The organism is Catenulispora sp. GAS73, from assembly GCF_041262085.1.
Classification (GTDB): domain Bacteria; phylum Actinomycetota; class Actinomycetes; order Streptomycetales; family Catenulisporaceae; genus Catenulispora.
This window is the reverse complement of sequence record NZ_JBGCCM010000018.1, coordinates 158,776-181,509: the sequence shown is the minus strand read 5'-3', so window position 1 is coordinate 181,509 and position 22,734 is coordinate 158,776. Positions and strand designations below refer to the sequence as shown.

Annotated in this window: 28 protein-coding genes; 16 read left to right on the top strand and 12 right to left on the bottom strand. The window is 66.4% G+C overall.

All coding sequences use genetic code 11. The annotated features are described in order from the left end of the window. The first annotated feature begins 57 nt into the window (after window positions 1–57). Window positions 58–600: a hypothetical protein gene (locus tag ABH935_RS26750; protein WP_370380684.1), complete on the top strand. Its 543-nt coding sequence runs from the start codon at window positions 58–60 to the stop codon at window positions 598–600. A 292-nt stretch (window positions 601–892) separates the two neighbouring features. Here the strand turns inward: ABH935_RS26750 and ABH935_RS26745 are convergent, their stop codons facing one another. Then, window positions 893–1,183, bottom strand: coding sequence for a hypothetical protein (locus ABH935_RS26745; RefSeq protein WP_370380683.1), 291 nt, complete (start codon window positions 1,181–1,183; stop codon window positions 893–895). Between the two features lie 423 nt (window positions 1,184–1,606). Between ABH935_RS26745 and ABH935_RS26740 the strand changes: the two genes are divergently transcribed. The 13 genes from ABH935_RS26740 to ABH935_RS26680 all read left to right on the top strand — a co-directional run bounded on the left by ABH935_RS26740 (window position 1,607) and on the right by ABH935_RS26680 (window position 12,551). Beyond that, window positions 1,607–2,212, top strand: a complete 606-nt coding sequence (locus ABH935_RS26740) for a hypothetical protein (protein WP_370380682.1) — start codon at window positions 1,607–1,609, stop codon at window positions 2,210–2,212. Then, window positions 2,212–2,985: a hypothetical protein gene (locus tag ABH935_RS26735; protein WP_370380681.1), complete on the top strand. Its 774-nt coding sequence runs from the start codon at window positions 2,212–2,214 to the stop codon at window positions 2,983–2,985. Before ABH935_RS26740 ends, ABH935_RS26735 begins: the two co-directional genes overlap by 1 nt. Beyond that, entirely contained in the window at window positions 2,982–4,319 is a 1,338-nt protein-coding gene (locus tag ABH935_RS26730; RefSeq protein ID WP_370380680.1) for a CpaF family protein, read from the top strand. The genes ABH935_RS26735 and ABH935_RS26730 overlap by 4 nt, the downstream gene beginning before the upstream one ends. Continuing rightward, a complete protein-coding gene (locus ABH935_RS26725; RefSeq protein ID WP_370380679.1) occupies window positions 4,301–5,206 on the top strand; it encodes a type II secretion system F family protein in 906 nt (301 codons plus the stop codon). The genes ABH935_RS26730 and ABH935_RS26725 overlap by 19 nt, the downstream gene beginning before the upstream one ends. Further along, window positions 5,203–6,084: a type II secretion system F family protein gene (locus tag ABH935_RS26720; protein ID WP_370380678.1), complete on the top strand. Its 882-nt coding sequence runs from the start codon at window positions 5,203–5,205 to the stop codon at window positions 6,082–6,084. Before ABH935_RS26725 ends, ABH935_RS26720 begins: the two co-directional genes overlap by 4 nt. A gap of 18 nt (window positions 6,085–6,102) precedes the next feature. Beyond that, on the top strand, window positions 6,103–6,336 hold the full coding sequence (locus ABH935_RS26715; RefSeq protein WP_370380677.1) for a hypothetical protein: 234 nt from the start codon (window positions 6,103–6,105) through the stop codon (window positions 6,334–6,336). A gap of 2 nt (window positions 6,337–6,338) precedes the next feature. After that, window positions 6,339–6,737, top strand: coding sequence for a TadE/TadG family type IV pilus assembly protein (locus tag ABH935_RS26710; protein WP_370380676.1), 399 nt, complete (start codon window positions 6,339–6,341; stop codon window positions 6,735–6,737). After that, window positions 6,734–7,159 carry a TadE family protein gene (locus ABH935_RS26705; protein ID WP_370380675.1) on the top strand — a complete coding sequence of 142 codons (426 nt, stop codon included), beginning with the start codon at window positions 6,734–6,736 and terminating at the stop codon, window positions 7,157–7,159. The genes ABH935_RS26710 and ABH935_RS26705 overlap by 4 nt, the downstream gene beginning before the upstream one ends. Beyond that, complete coding sequence (locus ABH935_RS26700; protein WP_370380674.1) at window positions 7,156–7,590, top strand: hypothetical protein; 435 nt, start codon at window positions 7,156–7,158, stop codon at window positions 7,588–7,590. Before ABH935_RS26705 ends, ABH935_RS26700 begins: the two co-directional genes overlap by 4 nt. 39 nt (window positions 7,591–7,629) lie before the next feature. Then, entirely contained in the window at window positions 7,630–10,347 is a 2,718-nt protein-coding gene (locus ABH935_RS26695) for a hypothetical protein (RefSeq protein ID WP_370380673.1), read from the top strand. A 203-nt stretch (window positions 10,348–10,550) separates the two neighbouring features. Further along, the gene (locus ABH935_RS26690) at window positions 10,551–11,783 is read left to right on the top strand and encodes an IS256 family transposase (protein ID WP_370380672.1); all 1,233 of its coding nucleotides are present in this window, start codon (window positions 10,551–10,553) and stop codon (window positions 11,781–11,783) included. A 232-nt stretch (window positions 11,784–12,015) separates the two neighbouring features. Then, window positions 12,016–12,210: a helix-turn-helix domain-containing protein gene (locus ABH935_RS26685; protein WP_370380671.1), complete on the top strand. Its 195-nt coding sequence runs from the start codon at window positions 12,016–12,018 to the stop codon at window positions 12,208–12,210. Between the two features lie 62 nt (window positions 12,211–12,272). Continuing rightward, a complete protein-coding gene (locus ABH935_RS26680) occupies window positions 12,273–12,551 on the top strand; it encodes an Imm53 family immunity protein (RefSeq protein ID WP_370380670.1) in 279 nt (92 codons plus the stop codon). A 107-nt stretch (window positions 12,552–12,658) separates the two neighbouring features. Here the strand turns inward: ABH935_RS26680 and ABH935_RS26675 are convergent, their stop codons facing one another. The 8 genes from ABH935_RS26675 to ABH935_RS26640 form a co-directional block, all read right to left on the bottom strand. Beyond that, a complete protein-coding gene (locus ABH935_RS26675) occupies window positions 12,659–13,399 on the bottom strand; it encodes a hypothetical protein (RefSeq protein ID WP_370380669.1) in 741 nt (246 codons plus the stop codon). 229 nt (window positions 13,400–13,628) lie between these two features. Beyond that, window positions 13,629–14,282, bottom strand: coding sequence for a hypothetical protein (locus tag ABH935_RS26670; RefSeq protein ID WP_370380668.1), 654 nt, complete (start codon window positions 14,280–14,282; stop codon window positions 13,629–13,631). 3 nt (window positions 14,283–14,285) lie between these two features. Further along, window positions 14,286–14,444, bottom strand: a complete 159-nt coding sequence (locus ABH935_RS26665) for a hypothetical protein (RefSeq protein WP_370380667.1) — start codon at window positions 14,442–14,444, stop codon at window positions 14,286–14,288. Window positions 14,445–14,700: 256 nt separating this feature from the next. Then, complete coding sequence (locus ABH935_RS26660) at window positions 14,701–15,570, bottom strand: hypothetical protein (RefSeq protein WP_370380666.1); 870 nt, start codon at window positions 15,568–15,570, stop codon at window positions 14,701–14,703. Next, on the bottom strand, window positions 15,567–16,382 hold the full coding sequence (locus ABH935_RS26655; protein ID WP_370380665.1) for an aminoglycoside phosphotransferase: 816 nt from the start codon (window positions 16,380–16,382) through the stop codon (window positions 15,567–15,569). Before ABH935_RS26655 ends, ABH935_RS26660 begins: the two co-directional genes overlap by 4 nt. Window positions 16,383–16,445: 63 nt before the next feature. Then, complete coding sequence (locus tag ABH935_RS26650) at window positions 16,446–16,616, bottom strand: hypothetical protein (protein WP_370380664.1); 171 nt, start codon at window positions 16,614–16,616, stop codon at window positions 16,446–16,448. Beyond that, window positions 16,613–17,728 carry a radical SAM protein gene (locus ABH935_RS26645; RefSeq protein WP_370380663.1) on the bottom strand — a complete coding sequence of 372 codons (1,116 nt, stop codon included), beginning with the start codon at window positions 17,726–17,728 and terminating at the stop codon, window positions 16,613–16,615. The genes ABH935_RS26650 and ABH935_RS26645 overlap by 4 nt, the downstream gene beginning before the upstream one ends. Continuing rightward, entirely contained in the window at window positions 17,716–17,895 is a 180-nt protein-coding gene (locus ABH935_RS26640) for a hypothetical protein (RefSeq protein WP_370380662.1), read from the bottom strand. Before ABH935_RS26640 ends, ABH935_RS26645 begins: the two co-directional genes overlap by 13 nt. Before the next feature lie 220 nt (window positions 17,896–18,115). Between ABH935_RS26640 and ABH935_RS26635 the strand changes: the two genes are divergently transcribed. Beyond that, on the top strand, window positions 18,116–19,522 hold the full coding sequence (locus ABH935_RS26635; RefSeq protein ID WP_370380661.1) for an NUDIX domain-containing protein: 1,407 nt from the start codon (window positions 18,116–18,118) through the stop codon (window positions 19,520–19,522). Here ABH935_RS26635 and ABH935_RS26630 read toward each other — a convergent pair. The 3 genes from ABH935_RS26630 to ABH935_RS26620 all read right to left on the bottom strand — a co-directional run bounded on the left by ABH935_RS26630 (window position 19,487) and on the right by ABH935_RS26620 (window position 20,745). After that, window positions 19,487–19,738, bottom strand: coding sequence for a helix-turn-helix domain-containing protein (locus ABH935_RS26630; RefSeq protein WP_370380743.1), 252 nt, complete (start codon window positions 19,736–19,738; stop codon window positions 19,487–19,489). The genes ABH935_RS26635 and ABH935_RS26630 overlap by 36 nt on opposite strands. Window positions 19,739–19,750: 12 nt before the next feature. Then, window positions 19,751–20,059 (bottom strand): helix-turn-helix domain-containing protein, encoded by a 309-nt coding sequence (locus ABH935_RS26625; RefSeq protein WP_370380660.1) that lies wholly within the window; start codon window positions 20,057–20,059, stop codon window positions 19,751–19,753. A 221-nt stretch (window positions 20,060–20,280) separates the two neighbouring features. Beyond that, window positions 20,281–20,745: an ATP-binding protein gene (locus tag ABH935_RS26620; protein WP_370380659.1), complete on the bottom strand. Its 465-nt coding sequence runs from the start codon at window positions 20,743–20,745 to the stop codon at window positions 20,281–20,283. 484 nt (window positions 20,746–21,229) lie between these two features. On the opposite strand from ABH935_RS26620, the gene ABH935_RS26615 reads away from it, so the two are divergent. Next, window positions 21,230–22,723 carry a helix-turn-helix domain-containing protein gene (locus ABH935_RS26615; protein ID WP_370380658.1) on the top strand — a complete coding sequence of 498 codons (1,494 nt, stop codon included), beginning with the start codon at window positions 21,230–21,232 and terminating at the stop codon, window positions 22,721–22,723. Window positions 22,724–22,734: the final 11 nt, after the last annotated feature.

Genomic DNA, 22,734 nt, shown 5'->3' with positions numbered 1-22,734 from the left:
CACAAAGTTCGAGGTCTGAAATCCCGAACACGGGGATCGCAAAGAGGAGCGCGGGATTTGACGACGCGGTATGGGCATCGGACGGCGCTGGCCGTCGGAGTCATGGTCGTCGCGGCCCTGGCTGGGTGCGGGAAGTCGACCGCCCACTCCTTGCCGAAGCCGACCGCTCCCAGCGCCGATCCGGTCGCGGCTGCGCGCCAAGACTCCGTAGCGGCCTACAAGGGCATGTGGGACGACATGGCGAAGGCCGGGGAAACCGCCAACTGGAACGACCCCACTCTCGCCACGCACGCCACCGACAGTGCGCTCAACGTCCTGGTCAACATCCTCAAAGCAGATGACAAAGGCGGCGCGGTGCTGAAGGGCGGCCCGCCGACGATGAATCCGACGATCACCTCGATGGAGCCGGCCGCGAGTCCGACAGTGGTGACTCTCAAGGACTGTCTTCAGTCCTCGAAATGGCTGATGTACCGAAAGTCCACCGGGACGCTGTGGGACAACAAGCCCGGCGGCAACCGGGCGACAACGGCCGAGGTCGTGCAGAGCCAGGGGGCCTGGAAGGTCGTCGCCTTCTCGTCCGATGCCATTGGAACATGCTGAGGACGGCGTTCGCGCTCGTCGGTTGTGCTGCCTTCGTCGTCGCGGACATCAGCGGCGCCTCAGCGTCCGACTGGCTTCCCGATCCTCACACCTCGGCGAACTGCAGCACGTCTGACGCGGCACCCACATCCGGCTACACGTCCGCCGTTCAGGGAGACTGCGGCGTGACCAGCAAGTACAGCTCTCAGCCTGCGACGAAAGCCGAGGTCGGCACGAGTTCAGCGCCGAAATACGTGAGCTGCAGTTACGTCGACGTGCCGGGAACGGTCCCGAGCACGGACGCGAGCGGACCCTACTTCAGGTCCTGCGAGCCTTCGGCGACGCCGGTGGACAACTCCATGAGCGCCGCACCGACGATGACGATGCCGATCCTGATCCCATTGAAAGCGCCTCCTCCAACAGCAGAGGCTCTGGCGCGATCAGAGGTGCAGAACATCCACATGGCGCCTCCGGTCCTGCATCTGAGCCCGGGCCTGAACCAGCCGCAGGTTGTGAACGCTGATGCCTGGTATTGGCTGGATCCGGCGTCCTGGACGCCGGTCTCATCTTCAGTCTCCAGCAGCGGCTTGACGGTGACCGTCACCGCAAACCCCGCCTCAGCCACCTGGACGTCCGGCGATGGCGGGTCGGTGACCTGCGCAAACCCGGGGACTCCGTACCCTTCCGGGGATCCGAACCCTCCGGCGCAGTCTCCGACCTGCGGACACGCATTCACCCGGGCGTCGACAGCGTTGCCCGGCGGGACGTATCCGCTGACCGCGCAGGTGGCCTGGCAGATCAGCTGGCACGCATCGGACAACGAGACCGGGACGTTGCCGCCGTTGACCACATCGGCAACCGCGCAGGTACGAGTAGTGGAAGTGCAGGCACTTGTGACGGGAGTACGGAGTTGAGCACTACGGCTTCGAAGGACACGAAGCCGTCCGCGACGGTTCCCGGGCAGTCCGGCGCCGCGCTGCGGCCGGCCACAGCGTCCTCGGCAAGCACGTTACTGTCGGCGCGGCGGGTGAACGTGCCGCGGGCAGTGTTCGGCGGACTGGGTGTCGTGGTCTGCTCGATCGGCGCGGTCGTCGCCTCGCATGTCCTGGACCCGCGCACTGCCGTGCTGGTGGTGATGAAACCGGTGGCAGTCGGCCAGGTGATCACCGTTGCCGATCTCGGTACGGCACCAGTCACCCTTGCCCGCGGTGTCGACGTCATTCCTACAGCGCAGGCGTCGAGCGTCATCGGCCGTCCAGCCGCATTGCCGCTCGCCGCTGGAGCGCTGCTGGGCGACGCAGACGTTGGACCGGCGGTGTTTCCGCCTGCCGGGCAAGCGGTGGCAGCCGTCGCCCTGAAGGCCGGGATGTACCCACTGCGCTTGGTCGCGGGAGACAAGGTGCAGGTGGTCTTGCCCCCGCAGCAGCCGGCGTTGGCGGGCCCGGCACCTGCCACGCAGGCGGCTCCTCCGCAGCCGTTGGTCGCAACCGTGACGGCGATCGGAAGACCGGACACTCAAGGCGCGACGGTCGCGAACCTGCTGATGGACTCTGACGGCGCAGCCAAGGTAGCAGCCGCTTCGACGTCGATGTCCGGGGTCGCGGTGACGCTGCTGCCAGCGGGAGACTCCTGATGCTGATCGCTGTCGGTTCCTGGCGGGGTTCGCCAGGTGCAACGACAACTGCCCTCGCGCTCGCCGAGGCCTGGCCGACGGACGCGAAGGCGTACGTTGCCGAGTGCGATCCGCGCGGCGGGACGCTCGTGACCAGATTCCTGATGTCCGGTCCGAGAAGGATGACCGCCATCGCAGGGCAGGCCCGCCGCGGTGGGGACCTGGACCTGTTGGATCAGTACGCCGCAACAGTCCCGAACGGCGTCAGAGTACTGACCGGTCCCGAAGACGGGCGCCAGCTCCGCGCGGCGCTGAACGCGCTGCTCGTACCGGCCGGAATGTTCGAGCAAGCCGCCAACGACCCGAGCACGGCGCTGATCGCCGATGTCGGTCGAATCGATTCGAGCGCGTCGGAGACAACGTCGCTGCTGCTTCTGGCTGATGCTCTGGTGCTGGTAGCCCGTCCCCTTCCGGATCAGATCCTTTCGCTGGCTGCCGTGAGCGAACTGGCGCGTCGGCTGCATCCGAACATCGGGCTACTGCTTGTCGGGCCTGGATATCCGGCCGAGCACGTCGCCGAGTTGCTGCGGCTGCCGGTTCTAGGACAACTGCCGCTGATCCCGACGGGTGCTGCGGCAGCGTGGGATCGCCTGACTCGCCGTTACTCGTTCCGGACGGCGGCAGCTCTGGCCGGCCGAGCAGTCATGGCCCGCGTCGCACGCGAAATCCCCATCCCGCGACCGGCCTCGCACGATGTCGAAGGCGCGAATGCCGCCGGGGAGCTGACGTTGTGACGAGCGTTGACTACCTCGCCGAAGCCCGCCTCGGCACCCGGATCGCTGATGTCGTCGGATTGCGGCTCTCCGACCTGTGTCAGGACGAGGAGCACGCGACCGGCACGCAAGTCGACGAGGCACGGCGACGCGAACTGGCCGAGGAACTGATCGACAAGGAACTCGCAGCGGTCGCGGGCGAGGCGCTGTCCCGAGCCGAGGCAATGCTGGGGCCCGCCGCCGAAGGGCGCGTCGCCCAGTGGGTGCGGGACCGGCTGTTCGGGCACGGTGGTCTCGACCACTACCTGCGGGACGAGACCGTGGAAGGGATCGACGTCAACGGCCACGCCAATGTGTGGCTGACATTCGCTGACGGCCGCTGCGAGCCCGGCGACCGCCCGATCGCGGCGTCGGACGAGGACATGGTCGCGCTGGTTCAAGACCTCGCGTCCAGTCGCGGCACCGACCCGCGGCGCTTCGATGTGTCCGCCCCGTCGGTGAACCTGCAGCTACGTGACGGCTCACGGCTCTTCGCCGGCGGGCACGGGATCTGCACGGTCCCGACTCTGTCCGTCCGCCGCCATCGGTACAAGCAGGTGACGCTGGACGACTTGTACCTGCTCGGGACCGTCGATGCCGGGCTGAAGGAGTTCCTGGCCGCAGCGGTGCGGGGCCGACTGAACATCTTGATCGCCGGAGGACCAGCTGCTGGCAAGACGACGCTGTTGCGCGCGCTGGCTGCGGAGATCCCGTACACCCAGCGGGTGATCACCGTCGAGGACACCTACGAACTCGCGCTGGACAAGGATCCCAGCCGGCGGGGCAACGTCACCGTCTACCAGACTCGCGAAGCCAACACCGAGGACGTCGGCGCGGTCGACATGACCTACCTCATGCGCTGCGCGCTGCGCGGCTCTCCGAAGCGGGTGATCGTCGGAGAGGTCCGCGGGCCCGAGATCGTGGCCATGTGCAACGCGATGAGCATGGGTATCGACGGCAGCCTCGCCACGATCCACGCCAGCACGTCAGCCGGCGTGTTCGACAAGCTGGCGACCTACGCGGCGCAGGGTCCCGAGCGCATGTCGCGAGAGGCCACGAACCTTATGGTCGCCTCTGCTGTGGACCTCGTGGTGCTGCTCGCCGAATCCCGTGACGGGGTGCGGGTGGTCTCCTCGATCCGCGAGTTGGAGGGCGCCGACGGACCACAGATCACCAGCAACGAGATCTGGGCTCCTGACGCCGACCGGCGCGCTCGGTTCAGCGTCTACCCGTCCGATCCAACCCGCGAAGCTTTGGAGAACGGCGGGTTCGACGAGTCCTGGCTGCATGTCGAGGGATGGGAGCCGAAGTCGTGAACGTGGCGCTGGTCGCCTTGCTCGGTGCAGGCATCGGATACAGCCTCTACCTGTTGAGTTCAGCTTTTCGGCGTCCGTCGGAGACAGCAGCCACGAAGGTGCGGGTAGCCCGGCGACGTGCCGCCCTGGACTTCCGGGCGCTGGCCGACCGGTGGCGACGGCTGCTGATCGCAGCTGCGGGCGGAGTCCTCGCAGCAGCCTTCACCGGCTGGCCCGTGCTCCTGGTGATGGTCCCGGTCGCGATCTGGTACCTGCCGGCCGCCCTTGGGCCGGATCGTGAGTCAACGGCCTGGGCCGAGCGTGCCGAGGCGTGCGCAGGGTTCGCCGAGATGCTGCGCGACACCCTCGCGGCGGCTTCCGGTCTGCAGCAGGCTGTCGCCTCGGCTGCTGCCGTGCCTCCGGCTGCGATCGCGGGACCGCTGCGGGTTCTGGCTGACGATCTGCGGCACGGCGTGCGCTTGGCCCCGGCGCTGATCAAACTTTCCGACACACTCGCAGATCCGATCGCCGACCGGATCTGTGCCACCCTGATCCACGCCTCGACCCGTCCGGCGAAGAATCTGGCTCCGGTTCTCGGGATGCTCGCCACCGACGCTCGCGAGCAAGCCCTGGCGATGCGGAAGACGATGGCCGAGCGGGCGCGCACCCGCACCGCGGTCCGCACCATCACTGGCGTCATCATCTCGATGCTCTGCGCCCTGCTTGCAGCGGATTCCGAGTACCTGGCCCCGTTCGGCACGATGCTCGGACAGTTGGACCTCGCGGTGGCCGGCGGGCTGTTCGCAGTCGGATTCGCCTGGCTGTACCGCATGACCCGCCCCGTCGTGCCGCACCGATTTCTCACCCGGCTGGATCGTGTGACGGCTGCGAGAAGGGATGCGACATGATCACCGTGATGCTGTGCGGCGCAGGCATCGGATTCAGCTCGATGTTGGTCTGGTCCGGGCTGCGACCGCTCGCGCCCTCGCTGGCCGAGGCGCAACGCAGGATCGCCGCCGAGCCAGCCGACGTGTCGACTCCGGCCACGAATGGATCGCGAGCTGGAGCACCGGCCGCCCGATGGCTGGGCCGGCTCGGGCTACCGAGCCGTGCGCTGAGCGCGGACCTCACGCTCGCAGGTATCGACGTGAAGGCATTCGCGACGCGGAAAGTCGTCAACGCGGTCATCGGCCTGCTGATGCCGCTCGCTGCCCAGGCCGCTCTGGCTTCCGCTGGCATGGCCGTCCCCGCGGAGGTCGTACTCGGCGTCTCGGTAATGTTCGCCGGCTTGTTCTTCCTGGCTCCCGACTCAGCAGCACGCCGCCAGGCTCAAGACATCCGCGATCAGACTCGCGAGGCCCTGGACGTGCTGCTGTCGTTCGCCGCGACTTCCATGACCGCCGGCGACGGTGTCGAATCAGCGCTCGAAGGGGCTGCTGCAATCGGGGACGGCGTAGCGTTCGAGTACTTCCGCGCCGCCACTGCTGCCGCCCGTACCTCGCGCCGTCCGGTATGGGCCTGTTACGGGGACCTGGCCGAGCAGCTGGGCGTGCCGGAACTGAGTGAGTTGGCCGCGACTGTGAGCCTGGCCGGCGGCCAAGGCGCGAAGATCGCCGAGTCCCTGGCCGCGAAATCGTCCTCGCTGCGCGGACGCCGAAACGCCGAACGTGCAGCGGCGAACATCTCAGCCACCGAACGCACCCACATGCCTGTGTCGGTGATGATGCTCGGCTTCCTCCTGGTGTTGGTGTTCCCCTCCCTCGACCGGTTACTGACCGGCTTCTAGAAAAGGATTTGATCATCTATGTACTACCTGGCCGCCGCGTACACCGTGCACACCACCGCCGCCCGCGAATGGCTCCACCGCCAGCTGACCGCACCGGATCGAGACCGGGGCAACATCCCGGAGGGCGTGATCTGGATGGCTGGTTTCGCGCTGATGGCGCTTATCGTGGTCGGCATCATCTCGCTGAAGGTGGTCAGCAAGGCCCACAGCATCAACCTCGACGGCAACGCCGGCGGCGACCCCGCGCAGTGACCATGACCGATCGCACGGGGACCAGCAGGGACGCAGGGTCGGCCAGCGTTGAGCACGCGATTGTCCTGCCGGCGTATATAGCGTTACTGATGTTGATCGTCCAGGCGGCGCTCTACTTCCACGCTGAGCACATCACGGCGGCCGCAGCCGCCGAGACCGCGGTCACCGCAGGAGTCGACGGCGGCACCGGGGATGACGGCCGCGCCGAAGCGACTCGCATTCTGTCGGCTACGGCCTCGGGGTTTCTGCTGCACCCGTCCGTCGAGGTCACCCGTGCCCCGACGCTGACCACCGTGCGGATCAGTGGTCGCGTGGTGTCGCTGCTTCCGTTCGTCCACCTCACGGCCTCCTCCGTTGCGCACGGGCCAGTCGAGCAGCTGACCGCCGGAGCGGCGCCGTGAGCTCACACCGCGTGGGTCGTGGTGGCCCCGATCGCGGGAGCGCCCCGGTGGAGCTCGCGATCATGGCACCTGCTTTGATGCTCATCACCAGTTTGGTGATCGGGTTCGGCCGGTACGAGCAGGCCAACCTCACGGCCACCGGCACCGCCAGCGCGGCGGCCCGCGCCGCTTCCTTGGCCCGCACGCCGGCCGCCGCGGAGGCCGCAGCGCGGACGATGGTCCAGGCCCAGCGCGGCTCCTGCCCGAGCCCTGAGGTCACAGTGGACACCGGCGCGTTCCGCCCGGGTGGCCTGGTCAAGGTCACCGTGGTGTGCCGTCCGAGCCTGGCCGAGCTCACCGCGATCGGGCTTCCCGGCCACGTTCGTCTCGTTTCGACCATGACATCCGGCATCGACGCGTGGCGCGAGGCGGGCAGCCGATGACACGAGGTACCTGCTGGGCCAGGAAATTGCGCCAGGACGACGGCTCGCTGACCCTGTTCACCACCATCGTGCTCGGCATGCTGATGCTGTTCGCCGCCGTCAGTCTTGACTTCGGCGCAGCACTGGATGCGAAGGTCCGTGCCCTGCACGCTGCCTCCGAGGCCGGACGTATGGGCGCGCAGCAGCTGGACATCGCTGCCCTGCACAACGGGCAGATCCACGTCCTGAACCCCAACCAGGCCAAGGCTGCCGCAGAGCGCTTCCTGGCCTCAAGCGGCGCCACTGGCACTGTCACTGCGACCGCCAACTCGGTGACGGTGCACGCAACCGTCCGGCAGCACACCTGGATCCTGCCGATCGTCGGCATCGACACGATCGCGATGACCGCTGACGCGACCGCCAGCCCAGAGTCCGCCGCGCCCGCGCCATAGGCCGCGAACAGGGGAACAGAGTAGAGGAGACGACCGGTCGTGAACACGCTTCGCGCCGCCAGCCGAGGCATCCGGGCCCTGACGCTGCTCGCGCTCTTGGCTGCCGTGATCGCCGGGCTGCCGTGGGGGCTGTGGCACTTCTTCGGGCCGCCGTTGCCCGACCACGTCCCCGGCTACGTCGAGGTCAAGATGTGGCTCGATCAGGCGAAAGTTCAGCCCGACCAGATTGCCGTTCAGATCCTCGACATCGCGGCATGGGGCTACTGGGCCTTGTTCACCGTCCAGGTGGCGGTCCAGCTCCCCGGCGTCAGCGTCGACACGATCCGGGCGCTGCGGACACGGACTCCGCTGCCGACGACCGTCCACGCGAACCTCCCGGGGCGCCTGTTGGCGACCATCGCGATCAGCATCATCGCCGCGCGCGGCACGGTCTCCACCGCCGTGGCCGCGTCCGGCGACAGCGGCACCGTGTCGGCGAGACCAGGCACCGTCGCGACGGTGACGACGAACGGCGTACTCCACGTCGTTGTCAACGGCGACAGTCTGTGGGGCATCGCTGAGCACCACTTCGGCGATCCTCAACGCTGGAGAGAGATCTACGAGCTCAATCGGTACCGCGTGCAGCCCGACGGCAACGTGCTCACCGACCCCGACCTCATCCGGCCCGGGTGGGTCCTCGCTCTTCCCGCCGGCGCCGTGGACGCCTCCGAAACGTCGGCACCCGACGACCCGGTGGCGTCAGCGCCCTCAAGCAGACCTCTGCCGCAGGCGCAGATCCCCACCCCGCAGCCGCCCGTGCAGGCCAAACAAGCAGCACCATCTCCTTCAGCTCTTCCTTCGCCCACGCCCACCTCCACACCCACTGCCGAAGTACAACAATCTCCTGCGGTAGCTCGCCGACCGATCGCGGTCCACCTGCCCACCGGCGGGTACGTCAGCCTCACCCTCGGCGCGGGCCTGGCCGCCGCTCTGGCCGCCGCCTCTGTCCGGTCCCGGGTCTACGCCCGCCGGCGTGCTCCCGCCGAACCACGCCCTGAGACCGAGCGCCTCGGCGAGCCAGAGGCAGCCCTTCTCCAGGCCGCCGCGACACTCGGATACGGCCGCAGCACCGACCCGTACGTCGACGAACCCGGCGACGATGTCCCGCAGATTCCTCGAACGCTGGCTCCCTTGCGCGCCCCGATCGCGGTCTACATCGGCAACCGCCACGGCCAGCCGATCCCGCTCCAGCAAGTAGCCGTCGGCGGCCTCGGACTCCTGGGCGATGGAGCGCACGACGCTGCCCGCGCTTTGCTCGCTTCCGCCTTGTCTGCCGGGGGCTTTCTCGCCGGTTCCGCTGTCTACCAGGTCGTCACTACCACTGATGACCTGTACACCCTCACCGGCACCAAGCTCGCCGGCCGCATCAACGACCGCCTCGCCGTCTACGACACACTCGCAGAAGCGCTGACCGCGATCGCGGCGTCGGAGACGGAGCGCAGCGCGCAACGCCCGCTGCTGGTTGCGACCGCCAGCGCGGCATCGGTGTTGAGCACCGCAGTTGTGGAAGACGTCGAAGCCGTCTTGCTCGGCTGCCGTGACGCGGCCACTGTCGCCGAGGTCGACTCGACCGGCACGATCACCGCAACCGGCGCGGCCGCAGCGATCCTCGACGAAGCGCAGTCCTACCGGCTCAGCCAGGACGAAGCCCACGCGCTCATGAACCGGATGCTCGCTGCAGCGCCAGCCGCCGAACCCGAACTCGTCGCTGTGCCCGAGGTCCCCGCACACACCGGCCACCCAACCGCACCAGATCCATCAGATCCCACCCCGCCCAAGGCGATCGACACCCCCGTCCCGCACTCGGAACAGACGACAGACGCTCCACCGATCCCTCCCCAGGCCTCCGGTGCCAGGCGAGTCGCCCCGGAGGCCGCCCTATCGATCAACGTCCTGGGACCGCTGCAGGTGAAGACCGCGGACCGTGACGCCACCGCGCTCTTCCGGCCGCTGACCGCCGCGATCCTGATCCAACTCGCCCTCAACCCACGCGGCATCACCCGCACCACCCTGGCCGCCGACCTCTGGCCCGAACTCAACCTCGACCCCGAGGCCCGCGCCAAGCGCTTCAAGGCGACCCTGTCGCACGTCCGCACCGCCCTCGCCGAGGCGTGCGGCACCAAAGCCGATCACATCCACGAAGCCCGGCCCGCCAGACTCCTGGCCCTCAGCCCGGACCTGATCACCGTCGATGCCTGGCGCTTCGACCAACTCCTCGACACCGCCCGACCCAACGCCGGCCACCAGGGTGCCGAACGTGCTGCTGGGCTGCTGGAAGCGATCGGGCTGCACCGCGGCGCGATCGCCCACGGGCACGAACACACCGACCCCAAGCGCGGCACCGACGAAGCCTGGCTGGCACCGCACCGCGAGGCCTACTTCCACAAACTCATCGACGCCCACACCGACGCCGCAACACTCCTACGCCCCACCAACCCCGACCGCGCAATCGACCTCCTGGAACGCGCAGCCGAACTCGAGCCGTGGAACTACGCGTTGTCCGAGCAGATCATCGAGATCCACGCTGAACAAGGCCACCACCACGCTGCAGCACGTCGCCTCGCGATCCTCACTGACCACCTGGCCCACCTCGGCATGCGGCCAAGTCCGAATGTCGTCGCATTGGTTAGGTCGGATCCGGCCCAGCCGCGAAGTAAAGGATTGGGCGTTGATGTCAACAGTATGGTCGAAGGTCGACGTGCGGACTCGGCCCGCTGACGCCAGCTTGTCATCAAAGCCATTGCGGCGACGACTGCGGATACCGAGATTACTGACCTTCAAAGGGTGATGTCGTAGAGGGCCGAGGTCACGTCCTGGGACGTGGTGTATCGGTTAGCTCTGTTGGGCGTATCGCCGGTAGGTGAGGCGGTCATCGGGTGATCCTTCGAGATGGATTGATGATCTTGAAGGAAGAGGACCCGATGACCGCTTTGACCAGTGTGCCCGCCGGTGATGACTTCGAGCGGCATCTTGCTGCGGCCGAGCCGGACGTGTTGCGGGCGATGGTGAAGTCGTTTGCTGAGGCGTTGATGTCGGCCGAGGCCGACGCGGCCTGCGGCGCCGAGTACGGGCAGGTTAGTGCTGATCGCATCAACTCCCGCAACGGCTACCGGGCCCGGCCGTGGGACACGCGGGTGGGCAGTATCGAACTGGCGATCCCCAAACTGCGGACGGGCTCGTATTTCCCGGACTGGCTGCTGGAACGGCGGCGCCGTGCCGAGCAGGCGTTGATGTCCGTGGTCGCGACCGCCTACCTGCTGGGGGTCTCCACGCGCCGGGTGGAGCGGCTGGCCGCCGAGCTGGGGGTGACGCAGCTGTCCAAGTCGCAGGTGTCGGCGATGGCCAAGCACCTGGACGAGCAGGTCGCCGCGTTCCGCGGCCGGCCGCTAGACGCAGGGCCGTATCCGGTGTTGTGGATCGACGCCCTGACGCAGAAGGTGCGGGAGAACGGCCGGGTGGTGAACGTGCACGCGCTGGTCGCGGTCGGCGTCAACAGCGACGGCACCCGCGAGATCCTCGGGATCGACGTGGCCTCTGCCGAGGACGGCGCCGGCTGGCTGGCGTTCCTACGCTCGCTGACCGCCCGCGGCCTGGCCGGGGTGCAGCTGGTCATCTCCGATGCACACCGCGGCCTGGTGGAGGCGATCGGCGCCGCCATCGCAGGCGCCACCTGGCAGCGCTGCCGCACCCACTACGCCCGCAACCTGATGAACCAGGTCCCCAAGTCCGCCCAACCATGGGTCGCCACGCTGCTGCGCACCGTCTTCGAACAACCCGACGCCGACGCCGTCCACGCCCAAGCCGAGCAGGTCATCGCCGCGCTGGAGGCCAAGTTCCCGAAAGCCGCCGTGCACCTGGACGAGACTAAAACGGACCTGCTGGCCTTCACCGCCTTCCCGCACGAGATCTGGCGGCAGATCTGGTCCAACAACCCGCAGGAACGGCTGAACAAGGAGATCCGCCGCCGCACCGACGTCGTCGGCATCTTCCCCGACCGCAACGCGCTGATCCGCCTGGTCGGCGCCGTCCTGGCAGAGCAGAACGATGAATGGGCCGAAGGCCGCCGCTATATGGGCCTGGAAATCCTCGCTAAGATCCAACGCACAGGCCAAGGCCCCGAACCGGACACAGAACCGGCAGCCCTGATCGCCTAACAACAACACAGGATCACCCGCTGGCCACCCCATACACCACCAGCGCGGACGTGACCAGGGCCGACGGATGCTTGCTACGGCGCTATGTCTTCCTTATGAGGTATCCGCAGGGGGGGCGGGCTGACGGCGGAGCGCCAGGCGTTCCGGGAACAGATCCGCTGGGAGGCGGCCGAGCGGTTCGCGGCCGGACAGGACAATGCAGCCGTGGCCAAGGCATTGCGGGTGAGCGTGCGTGCGCTCGGTGCAGCGCTGGCGGACGGCTTGGGCTGCAGGTGGCGAGGCGGCGCTGGCCTCGAACGGCCCGCCGAACCATCCGCGGCTGACCGAGGAGCAGTTCGCGGTGCTGGAGATCGAGCTGGCCAGGGGTCCTGTGGCGCACGGTTGGGAGGACCAGACCTGGCCCGCTTCCGACCCGCAACTCACCTAGCATTTCCGGTCATGGGCGACTCGGAGCATGTATAACTGGCTGCAGGGTCGGTACGCGGCACAGTGCGACAGCGACGGGAGCACGAGTGGGGCGTGAAGATCGAAACACTCGACAACCCGGGCTGGACAGTCCGAATCGACCTGCAGGAGACGGACCTGGAGGAGCACGAGTGCCCCCGCCAGGAGGTCAACCGCAGCACAGACGACTGGGTCTGGGCGCGGACCTCCGGGAAGGCATTTCACGCCGCGTGCGGACCCGCCAACCTTACCGAGGCTCTCACATTTTTCCGTTCCTGGGCGGCCGCAATCACGGCGCCGACATCACCCTTTGAAGCTCAGTAAGGATCCTAAGAAGCCCGCAGGAAATGACGGCATGTCGCTTCTCGTCAGTGTCACACGGGGGCATCGGCATACACGCCGGCACCTAACCAGCAGTTCGACTGCGCCGGTTAGATGCCGTAGTAACACATGAACCGGAAGTACTCCACAACCACCGCGATGATCACCGCCATCAGCCAAATAAGTGCTTGGAAGAACGGCTCTAGGCCCTGCGCTGGAGCGCGTTGCGCCCAGAGCGCCAAGCCGGCCAGGAGTAGAAGTAATGCTACAGACTCCAAGATGTTGAATGCACCGATATCGCCGTTCCGCTCCCCGGCTGACTCCTTCCGCGAGAGTGACTTCCGCAACGGGACCAAATCCTGCCGCATCCACCGTTCCAACACCGAGGACAGCAGGCTCCAGATCACGTACGCAAAAGACGTCAAGAGAAAGTCTGAAGTGCCGCGAGGCACAGCATTCCCGAGCGTCATGAGGATGATGACCATCACCACGCCGCTCCAGAACAAGACGACAGACTGCGCATACCGCCTTGCTTCGCTGGAGGAATTGCCCGTATTTTCTAGGGTGCGTAATTCACTCTTCTCCACAGAAGCCAACAGGGCATGAAACCAAATCGCCGCCTGCACCAGTAAGGTCAGTGTCAACAGTCGCGTGGTCCAGTCGCCCACCCCTTGCCCAGCGGGCGATGTGACAAGACTCTTGCCGAGCACCCCTAGCGGCCTGTTTAAAACAAATGCCGTCAGTACAGCATAGAAGGCTAATGCGGCGTCATAGATGATGCGATGACGCGTCAATCGTACAATCGATTTATCATCGCGCGGCAAATTAGAAGAGCTATTTGGGCTGGACACGACGAGGCTCTCTATCCGGTGCAGTTCTGCCGGGGTCCTGGGCCACCGAGTCTAAGGGTAAATACAACAAGAACCTCGGATTTGAGTCTGGCCGCCTACCAAGGGCCGTCCGCCACGCAGGCGGCCTTTCCGTCCGCTGCGGACAGCGCCAAGCGCACGAGCCGCTGCGAGGCTGCATCATCAGGACCGTCGTTACCCACGGGACTGGTACCCACGATTGAGCAGCGGCCTACCCCCAGAGCGCGTGCCATCCCTGAGGGCGGAACTGTACGTCGTGAGGGTCAAGTTCGGCCTCTTCGTCCCAACCTAAGGGAACGTTGATCGGGTGCCACAGGGTCTTGTCAAGGCTGCGCCTAAGGTTCGGATACGTGTCGACTCCCGGATCGGGCAGCGGTCTGCCATCAACGAGCGCTTGCAGACTCAGGCGCACGAATTTTGAGTAGTTACGCAGATCTCCGATGGTCCGTTGCGCGAACTGCCTATCAGTGTTATGTGCAGCTGTAAGGACTAGGTGAACGAGCCTTCGGTACCTGGCAGCAAGTTCCTGGTTGCCAAGCAACAGTGCTTGGACTTTCGCACCCCGGACCAGATTCTTGACCGGATCGATGGACTCCAGCGGGCGGAGGTTGAGAGTTGCTGGCATAGCGCCCATGGCCGTGGCGGTATTCGGTATCTGCCACAGCAGGGGTGCCAGGTCGCCGAGGTATTCCAGGAGGACGGCGGCGGCGGCCGTCTGGCGTTCGTGGAGCCGCTCGGCAGTCGCGAAGGCGCGTTCCTCTATGATCCGCCGCTCGGCGATCGACCGCTCTTCTTCGAGTTGATGTCTTGCGTCAGCGGCTTGATCGACGAGTCGCCTGTCAGCGAGAATCCGCTCTTCCTTCAAGCGCTAGTCCGCCACTGTGTTGCCATGGACCGCGATCCACACCGCGCCGATGACGGTAGCTGCCGTCGCCACTGCGGTAACGAGGGCAACCCAAAACCCCTCGACCTCGGTCCACTTAGGGGGATCGATCGCAAGCGCCATGACGGACATGGTCTCCATCATCCTCGCGACGCTACTGACTTCGAATACGTAATGTCGTGTACTGACAGGTCTTGATCCCTGCAGTACGTCGTAAGTGTGAGGTATCCGCAGGGTGGGGGCCTGACCGCCGAGCAGCGCGAGTTCCCCGAGCAGGTCCGGCTGTCGGCTATGGGCTTCTTCGAGACCGGTCACTACAACAAGGCCGTGGCCAAGACGCTGCGGGTCTCGGTGCGATCGATCGAGCGGGCGTGCGGCCTGGGAAGCCAACGGCGAGCACTCAAAGCTCCTCTACGATGCGTGCTGCCTCAACTGTGGCCCGGACATACGCAGAGGCGTGGGACTGCCCCCATGCGACGATCTGCGCGCATCGCCACAGGGCCATGATCCTGCCGGTCTCGGATTCGAGGTCGGGCCGGAATCTCTTCGCCACCTTGTCCGCCACCGACGGGCTGCCGAGCGAGTTCGCCCACAGATTCGCCGCATCAAGGCCACGGGGTGCTCGTCCCCAGTCCTCCCAATCGGTGATCCATAGCCGTGGTCCCGTGACGTTGGCCCACCCCAGGTCCGCATGCGCGGTCGTCCACTGCCAGTTCTCGGGATGCAGGTCGGCAACTTCTGGGAAGACCTTGCGGACGTCGGCCTCGATGCGTACGGCGGTGACCGGCAGGCAGTCAGGGGCGGCGAGCCTAGTGGTGTCGGTCGCGGCCAGCGCCTTCAACGACGCGCCGAGGTCGTCCCACCACTGCGGCGGCAGAGCGTCGGCTTCCTCTAGCCACGCCGGCTTCGTGCGGATCGGGTCGCCGCCGAGGATAAGTTCGACTTCGTCGACGCGCCATACTGTGCCCGGTCGCAGGGGCTCGCCACGCCAGGACGCGCCGCGGAACCACTGCGGTCGCGCGACGCCGGTGAGAGCCTGGGCCGCTTCGAGTCCCCAGCCTTGGCCAGCGACCGGGCCGGTCATTCGTTCGCTGCCGCGTAGCTCGATCCGGACCCACGAGCCGGTGTTAGTCGCTGCCCCGATCGTTCGGCGTTTTCGCACCACAGTGTCGGAGTCCAACCGGACATCCAGCATCTGCTCGACCCGATCCACTACGTCGCGCATGTCATGGTGCCGGAGGTCGTACTTCTGCGCGGCGGGCTCGGTCATGGCGCACCCCGGCGGTAGGCTGCCCACGCCTGGGCGGACCGGGCCATGGACACCTTCCACGGCAGCAGCTCGGCCTTCGCGATGTCGTCCCACATGCGTGCGGAGGCGGCAGCGAAGACGTCGACAGCGCGGTCGTCCGCGCCGGCCCAACCGTCGCACTTCTGCGCCCAGAGCTCAGCGTTCTTGGCCGAATGACCGGCGTCGATGAGTCGGACGACCAGGCACGCTGGATCGATGAAGCTCCCGCCTCGCGTGGCCCATGCCCAGTCGATCATCCATGCGCCGCCCTCGTCGCCGATGAGGACGTTGTGGCCGGCGAAGTCCGTGTGCAGAAGCGAGTTCCCCGCCAGCAGTCCAGCGTCGTCGGTCCCGGTCCACGGGCTCCAACGCTGGTCTGCGGTTCTGAGCTCAGGCAGGTCGGGAGCCGTGATGCGGCTCAGGCGGTTCGCGACCTTCACAAAGTCATCGAGGTGTCGCGAGCCGGGTGTGTAGTCCGCGTGGGCTCCGCCGATGTATTCGAAGGTCAGCAGGCTCCAGCCGTCGGTTTCCGTGGACCATAGGAGCTGCGGCGACACGGCGCGCACAAAGGGGTTGATCGCCGCTTCGCGACGCTGGGAAGCGAGGGCAGTCTTGGCCTCCATCGGAACGCCTTTGAGAAAGACTCGGCCGTCGGCCGTCTCAAGAACCGCGGCGATCTCGGAGTTGAGCCCGGCAGCCACGGTACGTGCGGAGGCCACGCGGCCGGTCTTCTGTTCGACGGCGTCCCGGAGGGCCTGGGGCAGGGCCGACCAGTCGGTGTGAGTCATCGCCACAGAACGGGGCTCCTTGCGTACGAGGGAGAAACGGGGCCCGTCATGGGCCCCGCCGCTCGGACTCTAGTAGGGCTGGTCGTCGCTGCTGGAGCAGGCGCACATCATGTGCTCGCCGAAGTCGCCTATGTCACCGATGACCTCGACGGTGTCGACGTCGTCGAAGATGCGCGGCAACTGCTGGTCTTCCTCGTCTTCGACGGGGCGGGAGCGTAGAGCCACCATGACTGCGGTCATACCGTTTCCTTCCTTCCGTGTTGGCAGTAGCTGGACAGAGGAGCTTTGGCTTGCTGGTAGAGCTTGGCCAGGGGCCGGCACACGGTGCAGGTCCCGGAGATCGCGCAGCCAGAGCAGCCGCCAGTCCGTACCTGCGCACGGTTAGCGATGGCTCCGAGGCGAGCCAGGCCTTGCAGCCCTTCAGTCGGGAGGTCGATCTTCACGTCGCGCTCGACTTTGCAGACGGTCGCGCGGCCGTGTGGGTCGACGTGGAAGAAGGTGTGGCCGGCATTGCAGCCGGTGAACGGCGAACGGGCGGTGAGCGTGGCGGCGTCCTGCGCGTCGAGCACCTCGGCGCCTCCGTAGATCGTGGGCGAGAGGTTGCCGTAGACGCTGTGCTCGATGCCCCAGGTCTCGGCCAGGCCGATCATCGCATCGCGCTCGTGGGCGTTGGACTTGGTGAGGACGATGTTCAGCCGCAGGGGCAGGCCGGCCTCGACCGCCGCGGCCATTCCCCTCATGAACAGCCGCCACCCGCCGCGCCGGCGGACCAGGGCGTCGTAGGCGTCCTCGGACGCGCCGTAGATGGACGCTGTGATCCGCCAGGGCGGATGCCGGTCGAAGAGTTCGAGGATACGCGGCTGGTGCAGTTGGGAGGCGTTGGTCGAGATGTGCAGCATCATTCCGAGCTGAGCGGCGAGGGCGTAGGCCTGGATGAAGTCCCGATCGATGGTGGGCTCGCCGCCGGTGATCTGAAGGAACAGGACGCCGGCGTCCCGCATCGTCTCGAGCAGCTTGGCCTTGCCGTCCCACGGCAGGCCTTCGAACTTCTTCAGCGCGAGGTAGCAGTGTTCGCAGTCCCAGTTGCAGCCCAGGTTGATCTCCCATGAGGCGCGTCCGAACCCGCCGTTGGGCAGGGCTGACTGCTCCCGCAACAGGATCGCGTCGCGGAGCTGGAGCTGGTCCAGATCGATGTCGAACGCTGCCTTAATCGGGCTGACCAGTTCCGGCGGGCATCGGTCCGATTGCGCCAGTTCGTTGAACAGGGTGGACGGCAGCCGGAGGCCGGGCTTGCCACCGGGTTTGACGATGAGGTGCCCGCCGAGGAACGGCGCAGCGATCAGCTGGTGCACTGCCTCTCCTTCACGACGTACTGGGCGAGTTCCGCAGTGAATTCCGGGTCGCATAGCCATTCGATGTTCCGTCCGACCTCGTAAACCTTCCGGCGGTCCTGGCGGAAAACGCGCTCTTCGTCCCGGTCGGGTTCGGGATCCCGGCGGTGCTGGTCGGCGTTCACCATCCGCACTTCCTCTGGGTCGCCGTTCACTGGAATGCGGGCCGGCCGTCACCTCGTCGAGGCGGCCTGGTCCGTTGCCCTGAGCGTGCCTCAACGCCGTATCGGAAGAAGAGGCCATCGCGGTGGTCAGCGTGTAGCCATGGCTGTAGTCATTCGCGCCGTATCTGCCCGATGACCAGTACGAAGCCGGACTCGCGGGTAGCCGTCACGCTACGCTGGGCACATGAGTGTCGGTGTGCTGATAAAGCAGCAGCGCGACCTGCTGAGCCTGACGCTTGAGGAAATCGCGGATCAGATGATGGCCATCATGAATCGCGACACCCTGACACGCCACGATGTGTGGCGGTGGCAGGAAGACGAGGTGACACCACGCTACTGGCTGCCCGCGCTGGCGCAGGTGCTCCAGATCGACGTCGAAGTACTCCGGACCGCAGCCCGCAGACAGCGAACCCCGGCAACGTCCACATCCAGGAACGGCTCTGAAACCGCTGGCAGAACCGAGACTGACGACGCCGATGCGGTAACCGCCTACTCTGCGCGCGAGCTGATCACACGCGACCGGTGGAACGACACCATCAGGGCCGCACGCCGCACACTGTGGCTCTACGGGATGGCCGAATACCGCTACGCCCTCGACAACGAGGTCCCCGTCATCCTCAAAAGGGCCGCCGGATACGGCTGCGAAATCAAGGTTCTGCTTCTGGACCCCGCCTTCTCTGGCATCGTTGACATCGACCGAGACGAGGGAAACCCCGAAGGCGCGCTGGCAACGCGCGTCGCCGCGTCGCTCTCCCGCTTTCACGCTATGCAGCAGGACTGCGGCGCAGCCATGCAGCTGCGCGTCTACGCCGCCCCGCCAACCACAAGCATCGTGGGCCGACGAGCACCTGATCGTCACCCCCTACGTCCGGTACCTCGCCGGCCGCAGCTCGCCGACCCTGGAATTGCGCCGCACCTCCGACGGAGGCATGTTCGACCGCTACACCCGGCATTTCGACAGTGCCTGGAACCGAGCAAGGGATTGGACACAGTGACAGCGAATGACGACACCGCAACCGGCACTGTCGAGCACGGCAGCATGGCGGACGCCGAGCTCGTAAACACCGAGATCCTGCTCGCCAAGCCCAAGCGGGTCGTGCGCGAAGACCTCCGCATGCCCGACGGCCAGGTCATCGACTGGTACTTCATGGACACGCCCGCCAGCGTGATGGTGGTCCCGATCACAGAGGACAACCAGTTGGTGTTCGTCCGCCAGTACCGGCACAACCTCAAGACGCACTGCCTGGAGCTACCCGCCGGCGCAGTCTCGGCCGGAGAGGATCCAGCAGATGCGGCCCTACGCGAGCTGGAAGAGGAGACAGGCTACCGGCTGGCCGACGGGGAAGAGCTGCTTCCGCTGGGTCGCTTCTACTCCCTGCCGTCGGAGACGAACAAGTACACGTACTTCTACTTCGCGCGCGTCATCAAGCACCACGAGCCCGTCCTGGACAACGAGATCGAGCGCTATTTCGACATGAGTGTCCTGACCGTCCCGGTGGCGGAGGCGTTCAAGCGGGTCGGGTCAGACATCGACGGTATGGAGACTGCCGGTGCACTAATGCTCGCCAGACAGCACCTCGCGGCCGGCTGAGTCCCTCCCGGCCGGCAACTGGTTCACCGCCCGATTTGGCCAGGCCAGTCCGATTTCGCGGACTGGCCGCATACCGACCGAGCACCCTAGTTTCTGGGCCCAGACGACGAGCGCAATCGAGCGTGGTGGTACACGGCACAGCTCCCAGCGCTGGATCGAGTCTCTGCTCACGCCAACGAGCTGGCCAAGCCCGGTTTGGCTGAGACCGAGCGCGATGCGGCGGTTCCGCTACGGCTGAGCCATCCGGCGCTGCTCGAAGGATTCCATGCTCTCGCCAGCCCTCTGGCGTGAGGATCCTCGCCAAAACAGGCCGCCTGGTTTCACAATCACGAGCCGTTGATCCAGCGCGCGAGACCACTGAACCAGATGCTGCAGGGTGGGCTCTTCCGCCCCGGTCTCCCATTCGGAGATCGCCCTACCCCGCACCGGCAGGTAGGCTGACAAGGCATTTTGACTAAGTCCAGCCTCCAGGCGGGCGGCCCTCAGTTCAGCGACGATGCGGGCGAAGTTCAGTTCCGCCACATCGTCAATGACCACCGCTCCAGGCGATCCCGACGCGAGTCGAGGACGCCGTCTATTGGACGACCGCGGCAGTGCGCTCGGCAAGATGATCGAACTGGCCGAGATTGCCGGCATACGGTGACTCGCGTCTTCGGTCGTGACTCGTACTAGGTGGGCAGAGCTATGCGTCAGTCCAGCGAGAACCCCAGGGGCCGAGGCGAGCCCTGCTGCAGGGAGGAGCGCGGCTGTCGTCGGATTCATTGGGGCCTTCCCTGAGCAAGCTCAGCGTGTACCGGTGAAGGAGTTGTCGATGATCGGCTGCCGTCAGTGATGGCGGCAGGAGGGATCGGGATCTCGGCCCACACGCCACGGGCGTTGCAGTCGCCGAGGAATCCCCAGGTCGACGACAAGCTGGCGACCATGGCCAGCCCGCGGCCCGCTTCGTCCTCATCGTCGTCGACGGTTCGGACCTGGGGCTCAGTGGCTCCGCCGGCATCGTCGACCCGTATGCGCCACCGATTGGTGAAGACGGCCAGGTGCAGGGTGAGTGTGCCGCCGGGCAGGCCGCTGGCGGTATGTCGAATGGCGTTTGTGACGAGCTCTGATGCCACGAGCACCACGTCTTCTGCGCCTAGCGCATCTCCCAACATATGCTGGGTCCACACGCGCGCTTCGTGCACGTTTTCCCTGGTACCGGGGAGCTTGATCGAGTAGTGGGGCATGGCTCATTCCTCAGCCTGAATACGAGCCCGAATTGTGGCCTCGAAGCACCGCCGCTGACGCTTCGAGATGTTCCGGCAGCCCCGCCCGTCCTCGCAGCCGTAGACGTCCTGGACGATCGACCACTCCTGGTCCAGGACTTCGAACCGTTCACCTGCACAGGCGATGTGGCGGTGGCCCTCACGGACGTGCTGGACAGCAAGATCGACCGCGCTTGTCTCCGCTCCCTTACCGAGTAGTCCTCGTAGCTGGCGTCTGACTTCGCGCTCTGTCCCTCGGAAGATCGGGGTGGCGCTTGTGTTCTGCTCATTCACTACGCACCGTTCCTCTGTCTTACCTGGCTCTCCGACCTGGTCGGATGTCGCAGGCATTTGATTCGGCCACGGTCAGCGTCGCGCGGTTTTCAGCACCCGGATATGCGGGTTTATGACATGGTGGTCCCGGCAAGAACGCTGACGGTATCTGGAAGGGCTACAAGGAGTAGTCGTGGCCGGTGGTGACGTGAGGCGCTGCACTGGATGTCGCGCGCTGCTGAGCCAGTACAACCGCGGAACGCGCTGCGGGGCTTGTAGTCGCGACGCGCGGCTGGCCGCTGCGCCAGAGCTGTGGGCGACAGCTCAGATCGCCGAGGCGCTGGCGAAGTGGGACGTGGGTACGGTGCTGCGGCTGTATCGCACGCACACCGGGGCAAGACAGATGACGCTCGCGGCTGCGTTCAAGCTCGATCAATCGGTGATCAGTCGTCTGGAGAACGGACGAAGGGGCGTCGCGGACCGGCGCCAGATTCTGGAGATCACTCAGAAGCTGGGCATCCCCGATTCTCTGCTCCCTGCGTTGCCTGCCAAGGAAGACGTGCTTGTCCAGCACGGCTCCTTGTGGCTGCCGTCCGTTGACGAGGTGCTGTCCAGACTCAGCGCGCTGACCGGCGTCGATATGAACGCAGGCGCGGCCGACACCAGCGCTGAGGCAGGACCCGAATCCGTTCTCGAGGTTCTGCGCGCCTGGGCAAACAGCTGTCATGCAGACGAGGCGGCTCAGGTCGATCGGACGGGGCAGCGCGTTGGTTCCGCCGACGTGCAGACGTTGTCCATCATGTCCGAGGCATTCGCCGACGCCGATCACCGGCTCGGCGGCGGTCATGCCCGCAGTACCGTCGCGCACTACCTATCCAATGTCGCCCTCCCGCTGGCGACAGCCGGCAAGTACACCGACCAGGTCGGCCGACTCCTTTTCGCTGAGATCGCTCGTCTCGCCGACGTCGCGGGCTTCATGGCCTTCGACGCGGGCCAACAGAATCTCGCGCGCCGCTACTTCACCTGCGGCCTGCGGCTGGCGAAGGCAGCCGAGAACTACGTCCTGGCCGCACACATCCTGACGGATCTGTCGATGCAAGCGGTTCACGTCGACCATCCAGGATCTGCGGTCGCCACCTCACAAGCAGCGATCGAAGCAGCCGATATGGGGAACTCCCCGACGACGCTCGCCCGCTGCCACGCCGTCGCCGCCCGTGCCTCGGCCTCCGCGAACGACCGCACGGCGAGCGATCGACATCTCATCCAGGCCGAGCGCTTCCTCGATCGACGCAGCGACACTGATGAACCGAGGTGGATCTCGTTCTTCTCGACTCGTCAGCTCACGGTCGAGGCGATGTACGCCTCACGTGCCCTGGGACGCACCAGCTATGTGCAGCGGCACGCCGACGCGGCGCATCTCGACGAGGCAGCAGCCGACGCGATGCCGCGACGCGATGTTCTGGCCAACACCACGCTCGCGATGTCGTACCTGCAGTCCGACCACCCCGACGTGGAGCACGCATGCGCGGTCATGGCCGGCTGTCTTCCACTGATCGGACGGCTCACGAGCGCACGAGCTCAGGGCGCGATCGAACAGACCCGCCGACGTCTGGCAGACTTCAGCGCCAACGCCGCTGTCAAAGAACTCGACGCGGCGTTCGCACTCGCTGGCGGCATCGACGGCTAGGAGCACGGCGG

Bases quoted from the DNA above. Each gene is read 5' to 3' on its own strand.
- ABH935_RS26735 (WP_370380681.1), top strand. From the start codon at position 2,212: ATGCTGATCGCTGTCGGTTCCTGGCGGGGTTCGCCAGGTGCAACGACA.
- ABH935_RS26725 (WP_370380679.1), top strand. From the start codon at position 4,301: ATGGGAGCCGAAGTCGTGAACGTGGCGCTGGTCGCCTTGCTCGGTGCA.
- ABH935_RS26720 (WP_370380678.1), top strand. From the start codon at position 5,203: ATGATCACCGTGATGCTGTGCGGCGCAGGCATCGGATTCAGCTCGATG.
- ABH935_RS26715 (WP_370380677.1), top strand. From the start codon at position 6,103: ATGTACTACCTGGCCGCCGCGTACACCGTGCACACCACCGCCGCCCGC.
- ABH935_RS26710 (WP_370380676.1), top strand. From the start codon at position 6,339: ATGACCGATCGCACGGGGACCAGCAGGGACGCAGGGTCGGCCAGCGTT.
- ABH935_RS26700 (WP_370380674.1), top strand. From the start codon at position 7,156: ATGACACGAGGTACCTGCTGGGCCAGGAAATTGCGCCAGGACGACGGC.
- ABH935_RS26690 (WP_370380672.1), top strand. From the start codon at position 10,551: ATGACCGCTTTGACCAGTGTGCCCGCCGGTGATGACTTCGAGCGGCAT.
- ABH935_RS26665 (WP_370380667.1), bottom strand. From the start codon at position 14,444: ATGATGGAGACCATGTCCGTCATGGCGCTTGCGATCGATCCCCCTAAG.
- ABH935_RS26660 (WP_370380666.1), bottom strand. From the start codon at position 15,570: ATGACCGAGCCCGCCGCGCAGAAGTACGACCTCCGGCACCATGACATG.
- ABH935_RS26650 (WP_370380664.1), bottom strand. From the start codon at position 16,616: ATGACCGCAGTCATGGTGGCTCTACGCTCCCGCCCCGTCGAAGACGAG.
- ABH935_RS26640 (WP_370380662.1), bottom strand. From the start codon at position 17,895: ATGGTGAACGCCGACCAGCACCGCCGGGATCCCGAACCCGACCGGGAC.
- ABH935_RS26635 (WP_370380661.1), top strand. From the start codon at position 18,116: ATGAGTGTCGGTGTGCTGATAAAGCAGCAGCGCGACCTGCTGAGCCTG.
- ABH935_RS26620 (WP_370380659.1), bottom strand. From the start codon at position 20,745: ATGCCCCACTACTCGATCAAGCTCCCCGGTACCAGGGAAAACGTGCAC.